Origin of the sequence: Amycolatopsis keratiniphila subsp. keratiniphila (assembly GCF_001620365.2) — a bacterium.
Lineage (GTDB): Bacteria > Actinomycetota > Actinomycetes > Mycobacteriales > Pseudonocardiaceae > Amycolatopsis > Amycolatopsis keratiniphila.
Genome location: NZ_LQMT02000020.1, coordinates 108,047 through 127,353 on the forward strand (window position 1 = coordinate 108,047; position 19,307 = coordinate 127,353).

14 protein-coding genes and 1 pseudogene are annotated in these 19,307 nt (G+C 66.9%); 6 read left to right on the forward strand and 9 right to left on the reverse strand.

Going from position 1 to position 19,307, the window contains the following annotated elements:
• Nucleotides 1-323 precede the first annotated feature (323 nt).
• Both AVR91_RS20710 and AVR91_RS20715 read left to right on the forward strand, forming a co-directional pair.
• Nucleotides 324-3,203 carry an AfsR/SARP family transcriptional regulator gene (locus AVR91_RS20710; protein ID WP_063823143.1) on the forward strand — a complete coding sequence of 960 codons (2,880 nt, stop codon included), beginning with the start codon at nt 324-326 and terminating at the stop codon, nt 3,201-3,203.
• Nucleotide 3,204: 1 nt separating this feature from the next.
• The gene (locus AVR91_RS20715) at nt 3,205-4,077 is read left to right on the forward strand and encodes a class I SAM-dependent methyltransferase (RefSeq protein WP_063274425.1); all 873 of its coding nucleotides are present in this window, start codon (nt 3,205-3,207) and stop codon (nt 4,075-4,077) included.
• A gap of 27 nt (nt 4,078-4,104) precedes the next feature.
• On the opposite strand, the gene AVR91_RS20720 is transcribed toward AVR91_RS20715, so the two are convergent.
• Together AVR91_RS20720 and AVR91_RS20725 are read right to left on the reverse strand one after the other, a co-directional pair.
• Nucleotides 4,105-4,986, reverse strand: a complete 882-nt coding sequence (locus AVR91_RS20720) for an AurF N-oxygenase family protein (RefSeq protein WP_063274424.1) — start codon at nt 4,984-4,986, stop codon at nt 4,105-4,107.
• Between the two features lie 339 nt (nt 4,987-5,325).
• Nucleotides 5,326-7,080 carry a TnsA endonuclease N-terminal domain-containing protein gene (locus AVR91_RS20725; protein WP_083737670.1) on the reverse strand — a complete coding sequence of 585 codons (1,755 nt, stop codon included), beginning with the start codon at nt 7,078-7,080 and terminating at the stop codon, nt 5,326-5,328.
• A 565-nt stretch (nt 7,081-7,645) separates the two neighbouring features.
• Between AVR91_RS20725 and AVR91_RS20730 the strand changes: the two genes are divergently transcribed.
• The 4 genes from AVR91_RS20730 (at nt 7,646) to AVR91_RS20740 (ending at nt 10,694) form a co-directional block, all read left to right on the forward strand.
• On the forward strand, nt 7,646-8,017 hold the full coding sequence (locus AVR91_RS20730; RefSeq protein ID WP_143254043.1) for a hypothetical protein: 372 nt from the start codon (nt 7,646-7,648) through the stop codon (nt 8,015-8,017).
• Between the two features lie 223 nt (nt 8,018-8,240).
• Nucleotides 8,241-9,197 (forward strand): ArsR/SmtB family transcription factor, encoded by a 957-nt coding sequence (locus AVR91_RS20735; protein ID WP_063274421.1) that lies wholly within the window; start codon nt 8,241-8,243, stop codon nt 9,195-9,197.
• A 3-nt stretch (nt 9,198-9,200) separates the two neighbouring features.
• Nucleotides 9,201-9,356 carry a hypothetical protein gene (locus AVR91_RS43185; RefSeq protein WP_157376288.1) on the forward strand — a complete coding sequence of 52 codons (156 nt, stop codon included), beginning with the start codon at nt 9,201-9,203 and terminating at the stop codon, nt 9,354-9,356.
• A gap of 60 nt (nt 9,357-9,416) precedes the next feature.
• On the forward strand, nt 9,417-10,694 hold the full coding sequence (locus AVR91_RS20740; RefSeq protein ID WP_063274420.1) for a DUF3100 domain-containing protein: 1,278 nt from the start codon (nt 9,417-9,419) through the stop codon (nt 10,692-10,694).
• 282 nt (nt 10,695-10,976) lie between these two features.
• Here AVR91_RS20740 and AVR91_RS42465 read toward each other — a convergent pair.
• From AVR91_RS42465 to AVR91_RS20775, 7 genes and pseudogenes are all read right to left on the reverse strand, one after another.
• Nucleotides 10,977-11,843: pseudogene (locus AVR91_RS42465) on the reverse strand (glycosyltransferase 87 family protein); the annotation flags it as partial.
• A gap of 67 nt (nt 11,844-11,910) precedes the next feature.
• Nucleotides 11,911-12,156 (reverse strand): hypothetical protein, encoded by a 246-nt coding sequence (locus tag AVR91_RS20750; RefSeq protein ID WP_063274418.1) that lies wholly within the window; start codon nt 12,154-12,156, stop codon nt 11,911-11,913.
• A 16-nt stretch (nt 12,157-12,172) separates the two neighbouring features.
• Complete coding sequence (locus AVR91_RS20755) at nt 12,173-13,063, reverse strand: AurF N-oxygenase family protein (protein ID WP_063274417.1); 891 nt, start codon at nt 13,061-13,063, stop codon at nt 12,173-12,175.
• On the reverse strand, nt 13,060-13,941 hold the full coding sequence (locus tag AVR91_RS20760; RefSeq protein WP_063274416.1) for a crotonase/enoyl-CoA hydratase family protein: 882 nt from the start codon (nt 13,939-13,941) through the stop codon (nt 13,060-13,062). Before AVR91_RS20760 ends, AVR91_RS20755 begins: the two co-directional genes overlap by 4 nt.
• Entirely contained in the window at nt 13,931-14,530 is a 600-nt protein-coding gene (locus AVR91_RS20765) for a TetR/AcrR family transcriptional regulator (protein ID WP_016336701.1), read from the reverse strand. Before AVR91_RS20765 ends, AVR91_RS20760 begins: the two co-directional genes overlap by 11 nt.
• A 29-nt stretch (nt 14,531-14,559) precedes the next feature.
• The gene (locus tag AVR91_RS20770; RefSeq protein ID WP_063274415.1) at nt 14,560-15,486 is read right to left on the reverse strand and encodes an NAD(P)/FAD-dependent oxidoreductase; all 927 of its coding nucleotides are present in this window, start codon (nt 15,484-15,486) and stop codon (nt 14,560-14,562) included.
• 88 nt (nt 15,487-15,574) lie between these two features.
• Nucleotides 15,575-19,153 (reverse strand): CARDB domain-containing protein, encoded by a 3,579-nt coding sequence (locus AVR91_RS20775; protein WP_063274414.1) that lies wholly within the window; start codon nt 19,151-19,153, stop codon nt 15,575-15,577.
• Nucleotides 19,154-19,307 lie beyond the last annotated feature (154 nt).

Sequence of the window (19,307 nt, forward strand, 5' to 3'; positions counted from 1 at the left end):
CCACCCAGTGCCAATTGAGCGATGCGGTCGATTAAAATCCCCGTAAAGAACATCTGAGATTCCTTACTTCAATTTTAACCAGCACCTCGGGATAACTCAGCCGGCGGCGCACCCTCGTCCACCTGCTTCCGCCTCACGCAGACACGGAATTCACTCAGTACACGCATGAGTCCTTTTCCTCCCCTATGCGGCCAGAGTCGCACTTTCAACGACAGGTCCGTCGAGATAGAGGATATTTCCCCACGCCGTCCTCGTTTTATCCTCGTAGCTTCCCGAACCTTGCTATCGTCGTCATGATCAGGTTCATCGCCCGAGGGGATACAGTGAGATTCGGCGTGCTGGGACCGCTGGAAGTAAGCGACGGCGATCGGCGGCTGACGCTCGGCGGCCCTAAACAGCAGAAGGTTCTCGCCGCGCTCCTCTTGGCGGAGGGGCGCGTCGTTCCGCTCTCGGACCTCATAGACACGGTATGGGAGGCCAACCCGCCTGCCAGCGCCGAGAAGCAGGTCCGTAACGCGGTTTCCCACCTTCGGAACTCGCTTGCCGGACGCGATCCTGTCATCGAATCCGTCACGGGCGGGTACGCGTTGGCGGCCGGCATACAACTCGATGCGACCACCTTTACAAATCTGGTTGAAAACGCTCGGAAGCTACGAAAAACCGTGAGCACGGAGAGTGCGGTCCACGAATTTCGTGCCGCGCTGAGCCTGTGGCGAGGCACTGTGTTGGCCGGGCTCGATTGCCCTGCCCTTGTCCCGCAGATCACCGGCTTGCAGGAGAAGAGGCTGACCGCCTACGAAGAGTGTGTGGAACTCGAGTTAGGGCTCGACCGGCACCGTCAGCTCACGGATGAACTGACGAGGTGGACGGAGGAATATCCGCTCAGAGAGCAGCTCGCTGCACAGCTGATGCTGGCATGGCAGCGGTCCGGTTCACGCGCGCAAGCCGTCCTCACCTATCGCCGCATCGAAAGCGCCTTGCGCGACGAACTCAGCCTAGAGCCCGGGGCCGAGCTGCAACGTTTGTTCAAGCACGTCACCGGCGGTTCTTCTCCGGCGACCTCGGGTCGCTGGACACCTCGCAACGACCTTCCGCGCGATATCAGCTACTTCACCGGCCGGCAGAGAGCACTTGACCGGCTTCTGTCGGCATCGCCTGCCCCGAGCGGCTCCAACACCATGGTGATCTCCGCGATCGACGGCATGGCAGGCGTCGGCAAGACCACCCTGGCCGTGCACGCGGCACACCGCCTGGCCACCAGGTTCCCGGACGCTCAACTGTTCGTCGACCTACATGCACACACGCCCGGCCGCACTCCGATGGCGCCGTCCGCCGCGCTGGAAAAGTTGTTGCAGACGCTCGGACTCGGTTCCGACGTGATCCCACCCGACCTCGAAGACCGATCCGCGCTCTGGCGTGCAGAGCTGGCTCGGCGGCGCGTCCTGGTGGTACTGGACAATGCCGCCGACACCACCCAGGTCAGGCCGTTGCTACCCGGATCGCCCCGCAGTCTCGCGCTGGTCACGAGCAGACAACGGCTCACCCAGCTGGACGCGAACCTCATTTCGCTCGACCTCATGCCCCTCGCCGACGCACAAGACCTGTTCGCGAAGGTCGTCGGTGACGACCGCCCCTTCCGTGAACCCGAAGCCACGGAAGAAGTACTGCGGCTTTGTGACCGTCTACCCTTGGCGATTCAGATCGCGGGGGCACGGCTACGTCACAGGTCGTCATGGACGGTGTCTTATTTGGCATCGCGGCTACGCGACGATCACCAGCGGCTCAAGGAGCTCGAGACCGACGACCTCAGCGTCGCCGCCGCCTTCTCCCTGTCTTACGAACAACTGGCCGAAGACGAGAAGCGGGCATTTCGCTTCCTTGGATTGGTTCCCGGCACGGACTTCGATCCGCATGCGGTGGGCGCATTACTCGGGTACGCCCCGAAGAACGCGGAGAAGAAGCTCGAGAACCTTGTCGACGCGCACCTCCTGCAACAGCCGATGCCCGGCCGGTACCGCTTTCACGACCTGATCCGGACACACGCGGCGAGTTTGGTGACAGCCTCCGACGAAGAGCCGCGCCGCAGGGCCGCCCTCACTCAGTTGTTCGACCACTACCTTTCCACGGCGTCGGAGGCAATGGACCTGGTCGCGCCGACCGAGCGGGCGCACCGGCCGAACATCAGCCGGCGAGGGTCAGCGACGATCGACATGCCGAGCTATGACCGGGCTCTCGGCTGGCTCGACACGGAGCGTTCGAACCTGGTCGCGATGTCGCGGCACACAGTCTCATACGGCTGGCCAGCCTATGCTTCGATGCTCTCCTCCACTTTGTGGCGGTATTTCCACATTTGCGGTAACCACGACGACGCGTTGGTCGTGCATACGAACGCCCTCACCGCGGCATCGGCCATCGGTGACGTCCTCCTTGAGGCGGACGCGCTGGCCAGCCGCGGATACATCAACTGGTGGCTCGGTCACTACTCGCGGGCACTCGCCGACTGCCAGGCCGCCACCCGCATCGCCGCGGAGAACGGCGATCGCAGTCTCGAAGGCCGCGCACTGCACGCGCTGGGCCTGATCCATACGAGATTGGGCTCGGATGAGGAGGCCGAAGAAGCCCTACGGCGCACCCTCGCCGCCGGCCGCGAAACCGAGGACCAGGTTCTCACGGGCTATGCGTTGCGAGGTCTCGGCGAGATCTACCACAATCTGGGCAAGGAACGGGAAGCAATGGCCAGCTACGAAGAGGCCGTGTCCGTTGCTCGCAGAGCCGGCAACAGCACGATCGAAGGTTACGCGCTCCGCGCTCTCGGCGAGATCCATTCCGGCATGAACCAGCACGGCAAAGCCTTGACACAATGTCTGAGGTCACTGGAGCTGGCGCGGCGAAGCGGAAACCGGAACATCGAAAACCGCACCCTTCGAACTCTCGGCGAGATCCACCGACACCTCGGCGAACTCGAAGAATCCAGGCGAAGATTCGAGGAAGCGCTTCACCTCGCTAAGGAGACCGGGAACCGGTATGAAGAGGCGCGCGCCCACGACGGGGCCGCGCATACCTGCTCGGCGTACGGTGAGATACGTACGGCGGTCGTCCACTGGCAACAAGCGTTGGAACTCTACGACCGCCTGGGCGTCCCGGAGGCCGATCGGGTACGGGTTCGCCTGAACGCTGTCCCTCGATCAGGCGAGATGAGCTGACATGTCCAAGTTTTCCACCGCGGAGTCGGTCGCGCTCTTCCGGGCCGCGGGCGCCCTGCAGCCGGAGCGCGAGTTGCGAAACCCCGACTTGTACGCCTCGCGAATCCTGCCTTGGTGGCCACCTCTCCTCGCGTCGATCAAGATTCCTGGGCTGCGTCACGTGGTCAGCAGGTCGATCCGGAGAAAGTGGGCTGCCGGGCTGTGGTACGAAGTGATTCGGACGAAGTACATGGACGGGGTTTTGTCCGCCTCGACAGCGGCCGGCGCTACCCAGGTCGTCCTTCTCGGCGCCGGCTTCGACACCCGGGCCCACCGCATGCAGCAGGAGACCGGTACCACGTCGGTCTTCGAAGTGGACCAGCCGCGCATGTCCGCGCGCAAGCAGGAACGTGCCCGTGCGCTGCCCAGGTCCTGTGTTCGGTATCTGGCCGCGGACCTCGAAAAGGACGATCTGGCAGAGGTACTGCGCAAAGGTGGCTTCGATCCCTCAGCGAAGACGGTCGTGCTGTGGTCGGGCGTTACGCCGTACTTGCGGCGGGAAGGCGTCGATACGACATTGCGCTGGTTCGCACAACAGGTGCCCGGCAGCTCACTTGTCTTCGACTACTGCTGGCAGGAGGTCCTCGACGGCACGACTGTGCTCCCCGAGGCTCAGACGGTCCTGCAGGATGTCGCCGCGCGCGGTGAGCCCTGGCGGTGGGGTATCCGGAGGGGCCGTGCGAATGAACTGCTCGCCGCGTACCGGCTCGACCTGGTTGAAGACCTGGAAGGTACCGAGGCGCAACATCGGTACCTGAAACGCACTGATGGGTCGGTGCAAGGACCGATCTGGTTCTTCGGCGGATTCGTACACGCCCAAGTGTCGGACAGTTGACCATGCGCCAGGGTTGCGAAATCTCTGTCAGAGGAGGTGGGATCTCCGCCAGAGGGCCAAGGTCAACCTGCCCCGGAGGAAGCCGGCGTCGCCGCAGAATGCGACCAGCCGCTCGGACATCCAGCGCAAGGTCTCGTGGTAGCGCGGATTGGTCAGGGCCGCGCGGTATGCGGCCCTTGAGCCGAGTCCGGCTCTCCGGTAGGTCGCCGGTCGGAGCAACGTGCGCCCCAGCGACCACGCCAGCAACGCCACCCCGAGTCGGTTCAGCCTGCGTGAGAGCGGCCCGGTTTCCTCCATCGTGCGCCGTGCGGCCTCACGGGCGTACGTCACGTGTCGGCTCTCCTCCAGCACGTGGATTCGGTAGACCATCCGAAGTAATGGCTCGATGCGCTCATCGCCCATCGCCTCACGCTGCAAACGATCCACCGGTTCCTCGAAGAACAACGCGCTGGCCCAGAAGAACGGTCCCTGCGGGATCACCGCCGATACGACGTTGACCAGCTTGGTGACAAGCCTCGACTGGGGTACCACCGAACCGCCGAGCCAGGTTATGGCTTTGGCGAACATAGTCGAGTGCCGGCATTCGTCAGCGACTTCTGTCAGCGCGTAAAGGCCCGAGTCGGCCCCCGGAGCACCTTCCTGCACAGCGCGGAGCAGTGACCGCATGAGGCTGAGCTCGGCGTGGATGATCACGGACAACAACGTGATCGTTTCCTGCCGCGCCAGCTCGATCCGCTGCTCGGGAGACAGCGACTCCCACAAGGGAGTGCCGTACAAGGGCAGCCTATGCGTCGGGAAGTACAGCTTGTCCTCGTTGGCCCGCGCACACCAGTCGATATCGACTTCAGGGTCGTAGGATCGCTCGGCCGACGACTTCAGCAACCTCCTGGCGATCCGCTCTCGACTCATCTGAACCCGCACTCTCCTGATTGCTCGTCTTCGCTGCCCTCAAAGCCTGCCCAGCCTGAAGCTGCACTGTCAACGCGAGCCGGGCCGACCGCGGCATTCGAAGTGGATGGGAACACTGTGTCGCTTCTTTGACGACGCGGGGATCGTGCACCGCGTACCCCGCGCCTACGCCATCCGCGACTGTGAGCTGGTCAAGCCGATCCCGGCCTGCAGTCGAGACTGAGCAGACATCGCCGTCAATTTCCATCTCAAACGCCATACTTGCCTTCAAGGAGGGCATCAGGCACGGTCGTCATCGACCGAACCGTCGTCGGGTGTACCCGAGATGCTTCTGGGGCGTCACCGCCGATCGTCCCCGAGAGGCATCAACGACAGGATGTAAGGGCGGGTGTACAGGCACCATCCGTTGCGCACGATCATCGTGGCAAGATCAGCGCGGCTGATCTGATGCCGTAACAGCACACTGCGTAGCTCCGGCCAGTCGACCGGACCGTCCTGGAGCCGTGCACGTACCACTGCTTCCTGTGCGAGGTCGACGTCGCGCTCAACCAGGTCTGCAGCAGTGTGACAGCGGCTATCGACGGCCGTGAAACCCCAGCCCCGTCGATGGCAGAACTCGGTCGCGGCCACAATCTTGCGAATGTTCCGATACTCCGCGAGTTCGATGTTGCTGGCTTTGACCTCGATCACCAGCCGACGGCCGTCGGCCAGTTCCACCATGAGATCGGGGTAGTAGCTGTGGGTGCGCCCGTCCATCTCGTAGGGAATGACGAGCGGCTGCTCACAGTAGGTCGTGACGAGGCCAGCTTCCTCCACCAAGGTGATCATGGCCCGCTCAGCATCCGAGTCATAGCCGACCCGCCTGCCTAGCCGCGCTGAGTCCAGGTATCCGGAGTTGCTGCGGTCATCTGGCTCACGGGGCGTGCGTTGTGGCCCGTCGACCGGAAACGCCACAGCGACTATGCCAGTTCCTGCGGGCCACGACGCGCCATCTATCACCTTCGCGAGCTTGTCATTCAGCTTGCCGAGTGCGCGTTCGGCACGCTGCCGCTCAGCGCGTTCTCGCGCACGTTCGGCTTCGAGGCTCCGAATCCGCAGTTCGAGGCCGGCCACCTCGTCCTCCAGAAATCCGCAAAGCCCCGCGACCAGCTGTAGAACCGGGCGCCTCGGCGCAGCGGGGACGACTGCTTCGACGAACGAGAGCAGAAGCCGCGTGTCGAGCTGGCCATCTTCGGCGCACAACGCCTTCCGAAGAACCCCGTGAACGTGATCCCACGATCGGAAGACCGCGCCCGGCGAAGACGTGACGGCAGCTCTTCGTAGCCCGCGGACCTCCCGCTGCCGGATCCGTTCACGGCTGACCTCGAAGTACTCACCGATTGAGGACAGAGTCACAGACTCGCCGTCAAGGCCCATGCGCCTCAGGAGGATGTCCCTGTCACCGACAGGTACTTTCACGAGCGCTGCTCGGAGCAACTCGACACCGATCCACGACACCTCGTCCGACCCGTCGATGATCTGCTCCGGAGTGAGAGTCAGCCGCTCGACGTCAGGCCAGTCACAATCGAGCACCCAGTCAGACAGCTCCAGCGTCCCGTACCGCTGGAACAATCGGATGCCCACTGCCTCGAGCACGGTCGCATCATGCCGGGCCAGCACCGATAGCTCCGGGCCGCTGGTCAGGCGTTCCGAAGGCAATCCGGTGATCGAAGACCACAGTAAGGCTACTTCCGACTGTCCCACCGAAGGTGCTTGCCGTGGCCGCGATTGCGATCGTCGCGCAGGGCTCCCGGACGTGGAACGTGGCGGAGGTGGTGTCCACTCAGCGGCTGCCGAAGTGACCCTGTCGAGCATGGAGGCCAGGCTGCCTGCCTGTCCTTTGAGAAGTTCACTTCTGGCCCATTCGAAAACAGCTAGATTGTCCTCAAGATCAGCCGGGCCGTCGACCAACTGCTCGACCCGCAACAGGATCGCAACCACCGAGCGCTGATGTGCAGCCGCGATCGCCTCGGGTTCTTCCTGATCGAACAGCTTGCACAGAAGGTGATCTTCTTCCTCCTCGGTCCACCTGTCACCACGCCGAACTGCCTCCATCCCACCCCTCCCGCATGCGCATTCACCTTATCCACGGGAGCAGATCCGGTCTCGGTTATGGAGCATGCACAGCCATATCGCAGTGACCACTCAGGGCAGCTGACCGCCACAGTGACCGGATGCTGGCCAGAGGCCGGGTAAACGCGACTTCAGGGACAGGTTCCGCACCGCTTCGCGCACGGCGTCCGCTCTCTCAGCATCTCACGGCAGTTCGGCGTCTCGTGTCTGGACGTCCCGATGCCGACAGCTCGCGGTCCGGGCGATCGCGATTGAGGCTGGACGACGTGACACGATTCGGCACACACGAGCCCGAGACGCGCCCGAGAGGGCCGAAACAGTCCGACACCAGGCGACACACCACGACACTACGGACAGCCTCCGACCAGACGAAAAGATTGTGGATCATGGGCCCGGCGGGCGGAACTCACGACAACGCCGTCACAGCCCGAGACGACCCTCGATACCGGGAGTTGATCACGGACCGAACAGGGGAGGCCGACGGGCGACGCCGAAGCGACCTTCGCCGACGAACCTGATCAATGCGCAGTTCCTAAGGTGAAATGAGTTGTCCGGAGATTTCATCGTGGCCCCTCGGGGGCGCGTTCAGCCGCCGCGGATGCTGTCATGGATGCCCTCACGGCGACTACTGCTCCGCGTAGTCGATTTCATCGCCGGCGAGGTTGCGGACGACAAGCTTTCCGAAGAGCTGCGCCACTTCACCGAAGGTGAGTACGGCTACTTTTCTCTGAGCGCATACACAAGCAAGCAAGCAAGCAAGCAAGCTGAAGAGATCATGGCCGTTATCCGGGAATCGCTCCTGCCCGCGGTCGCCGAATGGTACCCGGGCGACGACGAAGTCCACGACTTCGTAGCGGAGCTGGTCGATCTCGTGAAGCAGGTCCAAGCGCTTGAGCCGATCGGCCAAAACGACCGATGAGCGGTGATGCCCCGAATCGATGGTTCCGGAACGAAGCCCAGCAACGGTTCATCTCGGATGCCGTGGGTGCGCTTTGTTCACATGTGCGGCCGGTTCGGTCTGCGACCCAGCGGTTGTACTTCAGGCACGTGAACGCGAGTGCCGCCGCAGGTTTCTGCCCGGAATCCCCTTCATGGTCCCCTCAGATGTGATAAATGAATGACGACTCCATGGGGGAGGCGTCATGCTTCGTATTCACTTCACCGACCGTGACCTGGCCCGTGTCCGCGTCGCGGCCGCACCGGATCCGCTGTGGGAAACGGTTCTGGCCATGCAGAAGCTCACGCTCGACGGCGTTCCCGCCTTCGCGCGCTGGCGGCGGCGGGTGCGGGAAGGCCTGCGGGAGCGTGATGCCCGGACCGCGGTGCGGTTCCTGCAGACGATCGCGCCGCCTGCCCGGTACTTCCCGGACTTCCTCACCCCCGCCGAGTCCGCGTGCGGGCTGAAGGCGGGGCTGGCGGCGCTTCGTGGGACGCCGGCGGATCGGCTCGAGCGCGAAGTCGGGCTTATGGCGAAGCAACACTGTCTGCCCGGTTGGACACACGGGCTGGCGGCGGGTGCGAGCGCGGCGCTCGATCAGGTCGCCGAAGCGCTCCAGCTCGCCCACGACACCCTCGTCGCTCCACAATGGGCGACCGTGCGGACCCAGGTCGACATCGACCGTGCCTTGCGGTCACGCCTCGCCGGCGAAAGTGGCACCCTCGGCCTGCTCGAGTCGCTCCGGCCCGCCTTCCGCTGGGAGGCGCCGGTCCTGACCGTGCGCTACCCCGTCGACCGCGACCTCCACCTCGACGGTCGCGGTATCCGGCTCGTACCGTCCTACTTCTGCTGGGACACCCCCGTCGCCCTGGCCGACGACGACCTTCCACCGGTCCTCGTCTTCCCGGTGTCCCACGAGCACGAGCCCGCTCCCCTGCCGAAACACCTGGCCACCCTGCTCGGCCGGACCCGCGCCGCCGTCCTGTACGCGGTCGCGGGCCGCCCCACCAGCGGCGAACTCGCCGACCGGCTCGGCATCTCGGCGGCCGCGGTTTCGCGGCACACCACGGTGCTCCGCGACGCCGGGCTCATCGCCAGCCGTCGCCACGGAGCCGTCGTGCTGCACAATCTCACGCCGATGGGTGCCGCGTTGCTGGGCTGAGCCATGGTCACCTCCGCACCACTTCGGCGATCCGCGGCGATCCTCGCCACGAGTAGCGGGAACATCGGCCACATCCCGTCCGGGCCGGAGTTCATCACCGCGACGATCGTGCCGCGCACCGCCGCCGGGCGCGGCGTCCTGGCCGCCGCGGACGGCTGACGACGCTTGCTCCGACCACGCCCGCCGGGAATCGGGCATGGTGGGTTCCGGGGGGTGGTCATGTCCGAGTGGTCGAGCGCCAAGACCGGGACGGCGGTCGTCATCGGGGTCACCGCGTTGTGCGCGCTGGTCACGGTGGGAACCGAGTACGCGGGCGCGCTGGAATTACGGATCGGCTCTTTCGCGCTCGTCCTGCTTCCGCTTTTCTTCGCCTTCGTGATCACGGTGGCCCTCAATCTGTCGTTGTCCTGGCGGCGTCCGGACGCGGCCGCGCCGATCTGGTCCTGCGCCGGGCGACTCCTGCAACTGCTGACGGTGGTCTTCGTGGTGCGGGCCGGGGTCGTGCTGGGGACGGCGCTTCCCACGATCGTCGACGCCGGGCCGGCGATCCTCGTGCAGAGCCTCGGAAAGGCGGGGACCGTGCTGCTGGCCTTCCCGGCGGCCCTGCTGCTCGGCTTCGGACGCGCGAGTATCGGCGCCACCTTCTCGATCGGCCGCGAACCCAGCATCGCCCTGGTGACCGAGCGGTACGGCATCTCCGGACCGGAAGGTTCCGGCGTGCTCGCCACCTACATCAGCGGCACGCTCTTCGGGTCCTTGTTCTTCTCCGTGCTCGCGGGCATCGGGTCGACGATTCCGCTGTTCAGTTCCACGGCGCTGGCGATGGCCTGCGGCGTCGGCAGCGGCGGCATGACGATCTCCTGCGCGGGCTCACTCGCGCACGGTTCCCGTGACCTGCCCCAGGACGACATCCTCGCGCTGGCGACGGCCAGCGACGTGCTGACCTACGTCACCACCGTGCTGCTCGGCGCTTTCGTCGTCCTTCCGGTGCTGGAGCGGCTGTACCGTTCCCCCACCGCGGTGCGGAATCGGCTGGTATCCGGGGACACGGTCGAGCCGAAGGCGGTCGTCGCCCCCTCTCGGCTGGTGATCGGCCTGGCCGTGACCGGACTTCTTCTCGTCACCTCGGGATGGCACGCGGCGCCGGGAATGCTCTTGCTGCTGGCCCTCGCCTTCGGGGTGCGGATGCTCGGCGACCGGACCAGCCGGTTCGTGCCGACCGTGCTGTGGGCGGCGCTCGCCGGCGCGGTGCTGACCGTTCCGGGACTTCCTTGGTCCGCGACCATGCTGCCCATCCTGTCCGCTGTCGACCTGCTGACGCTGGCCACGGCCGTGCTCAGCTGCGTCGGACTGTGCGTGACCATCCGGCAGCTGAGGATCTTGCGGACGCTGAGCTGGCGCGCGGTCGTCGTCACCCTGCTCGTTTTCGCCGGCTCCTTCTTCACCTCGGCCCTGCTGGCCCAGATCGTCCTGTCCCTCGGCGGATTCACCGGATGAGCGGCGGCCGAGCACGAACAGCAAAGCGAGCGCCGCGATCGGATAGGCATTGCCGACGACGGCTTGTCCGAGGTTCCACGTGCGTTCGGCGCCGCCGCCACCGGGAACCACGGCGACGGTCCAGCCCGTGAACACGACGGCGGCCATACCCATCGCGGGCCGCCTGGCGCACAGGTAGCCGAGGGCGGGCACCACCCATACCCAGTGGTGCGTCCACGAGATCGGGCTGACCAGCAAGGCACAACCCGCCGTCACCAGCAGAGCGCCGGGGTCGTCGCCCGCGCGGTGAAGACGCCGGACGAGCCAGATCATCACCACCGCGCAGAGGACGCCGAAGCAGCCGATCAGCACTGTCGCGACGCGGCCCTCCGGCAGCGTCCTGGCGACGAATCCTTGCCACGACTGGTTTCCCACCCAGCCTTTCATCTCCGCGAAGTGGCCGTTGAAGATCGCGGACGTCCAGTAGCGCACGGAATCCTTAGGCAGCACCACGAACGCGAGCGTCGTCGCACCGAGGAAGGCCGCCAGGGCACGGGCCGCGTCGGCGAACCGCCGGACGAGCACGAGGTGGACGATGAAGATCAGCGGGATCAGTTTGACCGCCGCCGCGAGCCCGATCCCGATCCCGCGGAACCGCGATTCGCGCAGCAGCAGCACATCCGCGACCACGACGGCCATCAGGAGGAGGTTGACCTGGCCGAGTCCGATCGTCTGCCAAACCGGTTGCAGGGCGAACGCTCCGAGCAACAGGAGCGGGAGGTACGCGCGTTCGGTGAACGGCCGGAGCGCGACATGGAGCGAGGGCGCCGCCGCGATCGCCAGCAGCCCCCAGCACCCTTGCGACGGCAGGGCGGTCAGCGGGACGAAGAGCAACGCGGCGAACGGCGGATAGGTGAACGGCAGTTCCGGCACCCAGCCGGGCAGCGCGGTCAGGTGGTCGTACAGCGGCTCCCCGTGGAGCACCGCGGATCCGCCGGCCCGGTAGACGGCCGAGTCGACGCCGAGCGGCGTGCCCGAAAGCCACCGGATCAGTGCGATCGCGACGAGGACGGTGACCGCGAAGCCGACGGCGAGCACCGTCGCGTTGACGCGCGGGGCGTTGATCCGAACCATGGGGAGAACGATCTCCGGTCCGAGGCCGCGGCACATCGCCCGGCGGAACCGTCTTGGTCCCGCTACCCGGGTATCGCCGGGGTAGCGGACCCCTACCCCGGTATCAGCGCCGGGTGAGGACCCGCTTCCCCAGCCATCCGGCGTAGACGGCCAGCCCGGCGACCCCGGCCTTCCGGGTCGGACGGGCCGCGATCGCCAGGCCGATGACGAGTTCGGTGGCGCCGTTGCGGTAGGTCCAGTTACGGATGTCGTCGGCGAACGCCATCTTCGTCACGGGCTCGAAGGCGGCCGGAGCGGCGAAGTGGGCGAGACCGGTCGCGGCGATGCCGAGGCCGAGGAGCTTGGACATGGAGTGCCTTCCCTGTTCAGTCGAGGACGCCGGCGCGGCGCCAGAGGCGGCGGCTCGGGCCGCCGATGAGGCCGATCTCGGTGAAATAGTCGACGGCCTTGGCCGCCCACGCCGCCTTGGTCCGGCGCCAGTGCGGGTTCGCGGTGGCGATCTGGCGGGCTTCGCGCGGGTCGAGGCCGACGGAGGTGTATGCCTTGGGATGCAACAACTCCGACGTCGCGACGTAGGCCATCCCGGCGATCGCCCATCGGATCAGTTCGCGGCCGACGCGGCCGTGACGGGCCCAGGCCCGGCCCAGTTCGTCCTTGGCGAAGCTGATGTGGCGCGCCTCTTCGATCACATGGATACGGGAGATCATCCGGATCATCGGCTGCAGGCTGTCGTCGCGCATCATCTCGCGTTGCATGCCGTCGGCGAGTTCTTCGACGTAGATGGCGCCGGCGAACAGCAACGCCGGACCGCAGATCGCGCCGAAGATCTTGCCCGAGCGGTGAGCCGTGCGGCTCGGCCGCCGGACGACACCGCCGCTCTTCTCGATCGAGCGGGCGAACATGGTGCTGTGACGGCATTCGTCGGCGATCTCGGTGAGCGCGTACTGCGCGTTGTGGGTCGTCGGGTCGCTGTTGTAGACGTGACGCACGAGCCCCTGCATGAGGATCAGCTCGAACCAGATGCCGGACGCGGCGGCGGCCGCGGCCTCCTGACGGCTCAGCTCGGCACGCTGCCCGTCGTCGAGCCGCTCCCACAAAGCGGTGCCGTACAAGGAACAGCGCTCCGGCGCCTTGCCGTACGCGCCGTCGACCAACGGCGCCTGCCAGTCGACGTCGACGTCCGGGTCGTAGGAGTGTCGCGCGGAGGAGCGCTGCAGACGCTCGGCGACCCGTTCGCTTTCGGTGTTCGCGGTCAAGACGACCTCCTCGGATCCGTGTGCTCCGGCAGCGGTCCGCCGCCGTCCGGGATGACCTGCCCGGAATCGCGGTAGGCCACCGCCTCGTGGAAACCATCGCGTTCGGCGAATTCGCGGAACCAGCGGCCTTCCGGGCTGTGCCGGGTGATGCCGTCGAAAAGCGTGGCGAGTGTCTGGGTGCCGGAAAGGCCCATGTTGTCGTAGGCCTGGTTGATCATCAGCTTCTGCATCACCAGCTGGTTCGTCGGCACGCCCGCCATCCGGTCGGCCAGTTCCTCGACGGCGGCTTCGAGCCGTTCGGGTTCCACCGCCTCGAGCGCGAGCCCCCATTCCGCCGCGGTGGCGCCGTCGATGGTGTCGCCGGTGAGCAGCATCCGCTTCGCGCGCTGGGCACCGGCGCGGTAGACCCACATCGCGGTCGTCGGGCAACCCCAGACCCGGGCGGGTGGATAGCCGAGGCGCGCGTCGGTCGCCATGATCAGCACGTCGCACGAAAGCGCGATGTCGCTGCCGCCGGCGATCGCGTGTCCTTGCACCTGGCAGATGGTGGGTTTCAGCGACCGCCACAGGGTGAAGAAGTCGTCGGTGTTGCGTTTCATCACCCGGTAGTCCTTGATCGGATCCCAGACCGGGCCCTGGTTCCAGCGGCCTTCCGCGTCTCCCTCGGCGAACTGTTTGAGGTCGTAGCCGGCACAGAACGAGCGGCCTTCGCCGCGCACCACGATCACGCGGACGGCGTCGTCCTCGTTGGCCAGTTCCACGGCCTGCCGGATCTCGCCGGGCATGACGTCGTTGATCGCGTTGAGCCGCTCGGGGCGGTTCAGGGTCAGGTAGGCCTTCCGGTCTTGGACGCGATACGTGAGCGTCTCAAACACCATCGGAGCCTCCCAGCGCGCGAAGGGTGAAGGTGACCAGATGCGGGATGGTGTCCGGCCCGCTCTCGCCTGCCAGCGGGCCGACCAGCATTTCCGCGCCCGCGCCGACCAGCGCCGCGGCGGTCGCTTCCGCGTCCTGCGAAGGCAGCAGCCCTCTTCTCACCCCGTCGGCGATGTTCCTGGCGATGACCTCGCGGAACGCGCGGCGGAAGACCAGCCGTTCGGCCTCCACCACGGCGTCGACCGGCTCGGCCAGCAACGCGTACGCCAGCCTCGGCGCCTTCAACGCCCGCCCGGCGAACGTCTCGATCACGGCGACCACCCGCTCGCGGACGTCGCCTTGGGAAGCGGCGGCCTCGACGGCGTCGACCTCCCTCGAGACGACCTCGCGGAAGACCTCGACGACGAGGTCGGCCTTGGACGGGAACTGCCGGTACACGCTGCCGGTGCCCACGCCCGCCCGGGTCGCGACCGCGGCCATGGAGCAGCCCGCGTAGCCGGTCTCGGCCAGCAGCGCGATGGCCGCGGCCAGGATCTCGCCGCGCTGCGAGTCCAGCCTGGCCTGCGTCTTCGGGGTCCGTCGGTACGGCATGCCAAGGAGTGAAGCACGGATTCCGCTCTTCAGTCCAGCTCTTCCTCGAACAGTGCGCGATCCACCGCGGTGGCCGTCACGAAACCCATGGCGGCCGCGGTCACCACGAACGTCATTCCCGGCGGGCACGACTCCCGCCGCGCCAGGTCACCCGCGGCGTATACCCCCGGTACGCCGGTGAATCCGACATCGTCGATCCGCACGGTGCCGTCGTCCTGGAGCACGCAGCCCAGCTTCCCGGCCAGCGGGTCGGCCTGCCGCGTGGTGGCGTGCAGGAACACGGCCGCGCAGTCCACCGGGCCGCCTTCGCGGAAGGTGACCCGTTCGACCTCGTCGTCGGGTCCTTCCACAGCGCGCACCGGCTCCCGGCGCACGCGGACAGCGCGTTCGCGCAGGAGCGCGTCGTCCTCGGCGGACAACGGGAAACCGTTGGCGCACAAGGTGACGTCCCGGCTCCATCGGGTCAGCTGGGCGGCGAACACCGCGTCCTGCCGTCCCTCGGTGGCCAGGACGGCCAAGGGCCGATCCCGGAATTCCCAGGCGTGGCAGTACGGGCAGCCGAGCACGCTCTTCCCCCAGCGCTCGGCCAGCCCTGCGATTCCTGGCAGCTCCTCGATCACCCCGGTGGCCAGCACGATCCGGCGCGCGTTCACCGGATCACCGTCCTCGAACTCGACGGTGAACCCGCCGCATTCGCCCTCCACGCCTCGCACCCGGCCCTCACGCAGGTGGACCTCCGGGTACTCCGTCAGTTGCTCGCGCCCGGCGGCCCGTAACGCGTCCGGGCTCATCCCGTCGCAGGCCAAGAGCCCGTGCACCCCCGCGGCCGCCGAATTCCGGCCCGCGCCGCCGTCGATCACCAGCGCGCTGCGCCGCGACCGGCCGAGCACCAGCGCGGCGCTCAACCCGGCGGGTCCGGCGCCGACGATCACCGCGTCATACCCGGCGTCAGGCACGGCATGTCCTCTCTCTTCGAGTATCGGGCAGCACCCGCATACCCGGGCCGCCCGCCGGGGAACCTGCTTCCCGGCGGGCGTCACGCGCTCAGTCGCGGTTGATGGTGAACGTGCTCGTCGTGTTCCGGATGTCTTCGGCGTTGTCGCTCAGGGTGAGCCCGGTGAACGTCGCCGAGCCGACGGCCGGGCCCTGACCCGGTTCCGGCAGCTCGTTGACCCAGATCCCGATCCCCGACTTCGCGTCGAACTCGTCACCGCTGCGGTGCGCGCCGGTGATCGACACGTTCGTCAGCACCGTGTCCTCGACCGGGTTCTCCGGACGGTTCCCGGTGTACTTGGTCTGGAACATGATGCCGCTGTATGTCGGGCTCTGGATGTCCACATCGGACACCCGGATACCCCGGAACTCCTTGGAGGCGGAGAACATCCAGATAGCGGGGAACGTCTGCTGCCCCCAGAAATGACCACCGGTGCGGACCAGTGAGACGTTCTGGACGGTCGTCGGCTGCGGGCCGAACCCGAGGAACGGATAGCCGAAGTCGAGCGAACTGATCGTGATCCCCGAGTACGTCAACGTGTCCGCGATGTACAGGTTCCGGAAGGTGTTGCCGTACCCGCCGTACACCGCCAGCCCGGCCGCACGCCAAGGAAGCAGCACGGTCAGGTTCTCGAACACGTTGTCGTACTGGTTGCCCGCGTTGAGGTCCGTGGCGGCGAACAGCGCGAAACTGTCGTCACCGGTGGAGCGGGCCTCGTTGTTGGTGACCCGGTTCCCCGTGCTGCCGTTGGTGAAGTTGAGCCCGTCGGCGAACATGTCGCGGATCCGCGAGTTCTTCACCGTCGTGTTGTCCACATTGGTCGCCCACAGCAAGCACATCTGGTGCTCCACCCAGATGTCGTCGATCGTCATGTTCGTGACGTTCGTGAAGTTGAAGACCTTGCCGGGCCCGTCGATCCGGGACGTGTAGTTCCCGAACACGGCGAATCCGCGGAACGTCGAACCACTGGCGCTCGCCTGCGCGTCGAACCCGATGTCGGTGTTCTCCTGCCCGGCGGGCGCGGTGAACCTCGTGAACCACGGCCCGGCGCCGACCACCGTGATCGGCTTGCCGTACACGGTGACCTTGCTCGTCATCGGGTACTGCCCCGGCGGCAGGAAGACGCCGGTGAGGTTCGGATCCTGGCGGACCTTGTCCAGCGCGGCCTGCACATCCTGCTGGGTGAACCCGGCCGGGACGGCGTAGCGCGCCGGGTCGGGGTTCGCGGCCGCCGTTGCCAGCTCGAAGTTCACGAAGTCGATCGCGTAGTTCAAGCCGTTGCCCGCGTCCTTCTGCAGCTTGATCTTGTGCCCGGCGGGCACGGTCGTGCCGAGCATCATGCTGGCCTCGTCGTAGATGTGCCGCGCGGGACCGGCTCCCGGCGAGTTCTGCGGAGAGGCTTCGGGGCCGTAAAGCCAGGCGTGGCGCGAAGTCAGGTCGATGGCCTTCAGGAACGTGCCGTCGACGTAGACGTTCAGCGTCGAGTTCTGGCCGCCGCCACCCGCGGCGTCCGGCATCGAGAACCGGGTCACCAGGGTGTTCGTGGCCGCACGGGTGGTGAATTCGACGGACGCCCCGGTCGAGTTCAGCGTCACCGCCTTGCGGCCCGACGCCTCCCCCGCGAGATCGCCGATCTTCCGGTTCGGGCCGATCACCGACGCGCCGCCGGCGACCACGCCGTCTTCGGCTTCGTACATGTCGTAGGGCATGTTCGCGCCCCGGCCGACGAACAGCGCTTGCGTGCTCGTGTTGTTGCCCTGCTTCGCGGGCAACTCGTTGGCGTCGTTCGCGACGACGGTCTTGACCGTGTACCGCCCGTTCCCGGCGGTCCAGGTGCCGATGGTCACCGGCGGCGCGGTGGCCCCGGCGGCGATCGCGCCGGAGTACGAGCCACTGAGCGTCTTGACGACGGCGCCGTTCTGGTCGGTGATCGTCACCGTCACGCCGTGGGCCCCGCCCGCCGAGGCGACCGTGCCTTGGTTGCGCACCGTCGCGGAGAAGGTCACGGTGCTACCCGGCGTCGGGTTGTTCGGCGACCAGGCGGTGGCCGCGACGAGATCGGAGCTCTGGACCGGGCTGACGACGAGCGCCGTCGCACCGGTGTAGGAGTTGTTGGCCTCGTCCTGTTCGACGACGGCGTTGGCCTCGTCGACCTTCGCGGTGATCTGGTGACTGCCCGCTTCCCGGGGGCCGATATCCGCCGAGACCGTCGCCGACGCTCCCGCGGCGAGCGCGCCGACCGGTGCCGTGCCGACCTTCGCCGTGCCGAGGTAGAGGTTCACGTTCGTCGCGCCCGACGCCGCGGTCCCGGCGTTCCGGACGGTCGCCGACACCGTGATCGAGTCGGTCTCCACCGGGTTCTCCGGCGACCACGAAACACCCGACACCGTGAGGTCGGGATTCGGGGCGGGGACACCGAAGACCTGGAACTCCGCGGCCTGGCCGCCGGGTGCACCGGAGTTGGCGGTGATCCGCAGCCGGACGTCGGCGGCGCGGCCACTCACCGGGATCGTCACGGCGTTGCCGCTCGACGGGGTGAAGGTGTACGTCTGCGCGGGCACCAGCGTGGTGAACGCGGCCGCGCCCTGGTCACGTCCTTCGACCGCGATCGTCTGCGTGCGCTGTGCCCACGCGGGGTCCGGATTGAGCTTGACCACGACACGGTCGAGGTCGGCGTTGGACCCGAGCGCCACGGACAGCAGGTTCGGATACGCCGCGCCCTCCCAATAGGTGGTCACGGAGTCGTCGTTGGCGTTGGCCGCGACGTAGGAATGCTGCACCGAAGACGCCGTGATCGGCTTGCCCAGCGCGAGGTTCGTCCCGGCGCGCGTTCCCGTCCTGGTCACCGTGCCGCTGCTCGGCGACTGGTTGCCCGCCGCGTCGCGGGCCCGCACGGAATACGCGACCGTCGCACTCTCCGGCTGATCGTCGGTGTAGGTCAGGACGTCTCCGGCGACACTGCCGCGCGGCTGCCCGTTGGCGTAGACGTCGTACCCCGCGACGCCGGTGTTGTCGGTCGAAGCCGACCACGTCAGCCGGATCTTGCCGCTCGACGGCTCGGTGTAGGCGAGGTTGCCGGGCGCGGACGGCGGTTGCGTGTCACCGCCCGCCGGACCGTGCACCGCGAACTCCGAGAGCTGGGCCGCGGGCCAGCCGGTGTTCGCGGTGATGTTCAGCCGTACGAACCGGGTGTTCCCGGTGACGTCGAGGGTGACGGTGTTACCCGTCGCCGGGTCGAACCGGTGGCCCGCCGACGGGACGAGATCGCTGAAGCTCGCGCCGTTCCCACTGCCCTGCACCGAGAACTTCTGCGTGCGGGCTTCCCAGCCGGAAGGCAGTTTCAGCACGAGCCGGGCGATATTCGTGGCCGCGCCGAGGTCGGCCTGGATCCATTGCGGGAACTGGTTGTTCGTGCTTTCCCAGTAGGTGGCCTGGCTCCCGTCGCCGACGTTCGAAACGGCGTAACCGGGCAGCTGGCTGCTGGCGGTGTACGTCGCGTCGGCCGCTTCGGCGGCGGCAGGAGTCGCGAGAGCCGTTGGGGCTTCGCTCGCGGCCATGGCGGGTGGAGCCAACAGCATGGACAAGGCGACAAAGGTCACCGCGCGCATCAGTGGGCGCTTCGTTCTCATGACATTCCTCTGTTCCGGGAGGGGACTGAGCGGAATCTTCCTGACTCTTGTCATGTTCTTGCGCTGAAATGTTCAAGAATTACAGCCCATGGGACGCCGCAAGTCAACGGCCGGGGCAAAATCGCGTGACCGGCCGGAAACCCGCTGCTAACGT

Coding starts and splice junctions, on each gene's coding strand:
- AVR91_RS20765 (WP_016336701.1), bottom strand. CDS start 14,530: ATGCCGTACCGACGGACCCCGAAGACGCAGGCCAGGCTGGACTCGCAG.
- AVR91_RS20735 (WP_063274421.1), top strand. CDS start 8,241: ATGCTTCGTATTCACTTCACCGACCGTGACCTGGCCCGTGTCCGCGTC.
- AVR91_RS20760 (WP_063274416.1), bottom strand. CDS start 13,941: ATGGTGTTTGAGACGCTCACGTATCGCGTCCAAGACCGGAAGGCCTAC.
- AVR91_RS20775 (WP_063274414.1), bottom strand. CDS start 19,153: ATGAGAACGAAGCGCCCACTGATGCGCGCGGTGACCTTTGTCGCCTTG.
- AVR91_RS20725 (WP_083737670.1), bottom strand. CDS start 7,080: ATGGAGGCAGTTCGGCGTGGTGACAGGTGGACCGAGGAGGAAGAAGAT.
- AVR91_RS43185 (WP_157376288.1), top strand. CDS start 9,201: ATGGTCACCTCCGCACCACTTCGGCGATCCGCGGCGATCCTCGCCACG.
- AVR91_RS20720 (WP_063274424.1), bottom strand. CDS start 4,986: ATGAGTCGAGAGCGGATCGCCAGGAGGTTGCTGAAGTCGTCGGCCGAG.
- AVR91_RS20750 (WP_063274418.1), bottom strand. CDS start 12,156: ATGTCCAAGCTCCTCGGCCTCGGCATCGCCGCGACCGGTCTCGCCCAC.
- AVR91_RS20740 (WP_063274420.1), top strand. CDS start 9,417: ATGTCCGAGTGGTCGAGCGCCAAGACCGGGACGGCGGTCGTCATCGGG.
- AVR91_RS20715 (WP_063274425.1), top strand. CDS start 3,205: ATGTCCAAGTTTTCCACCGCGGAGTCGGTCGCGCTCTTCCGGGCCGCG.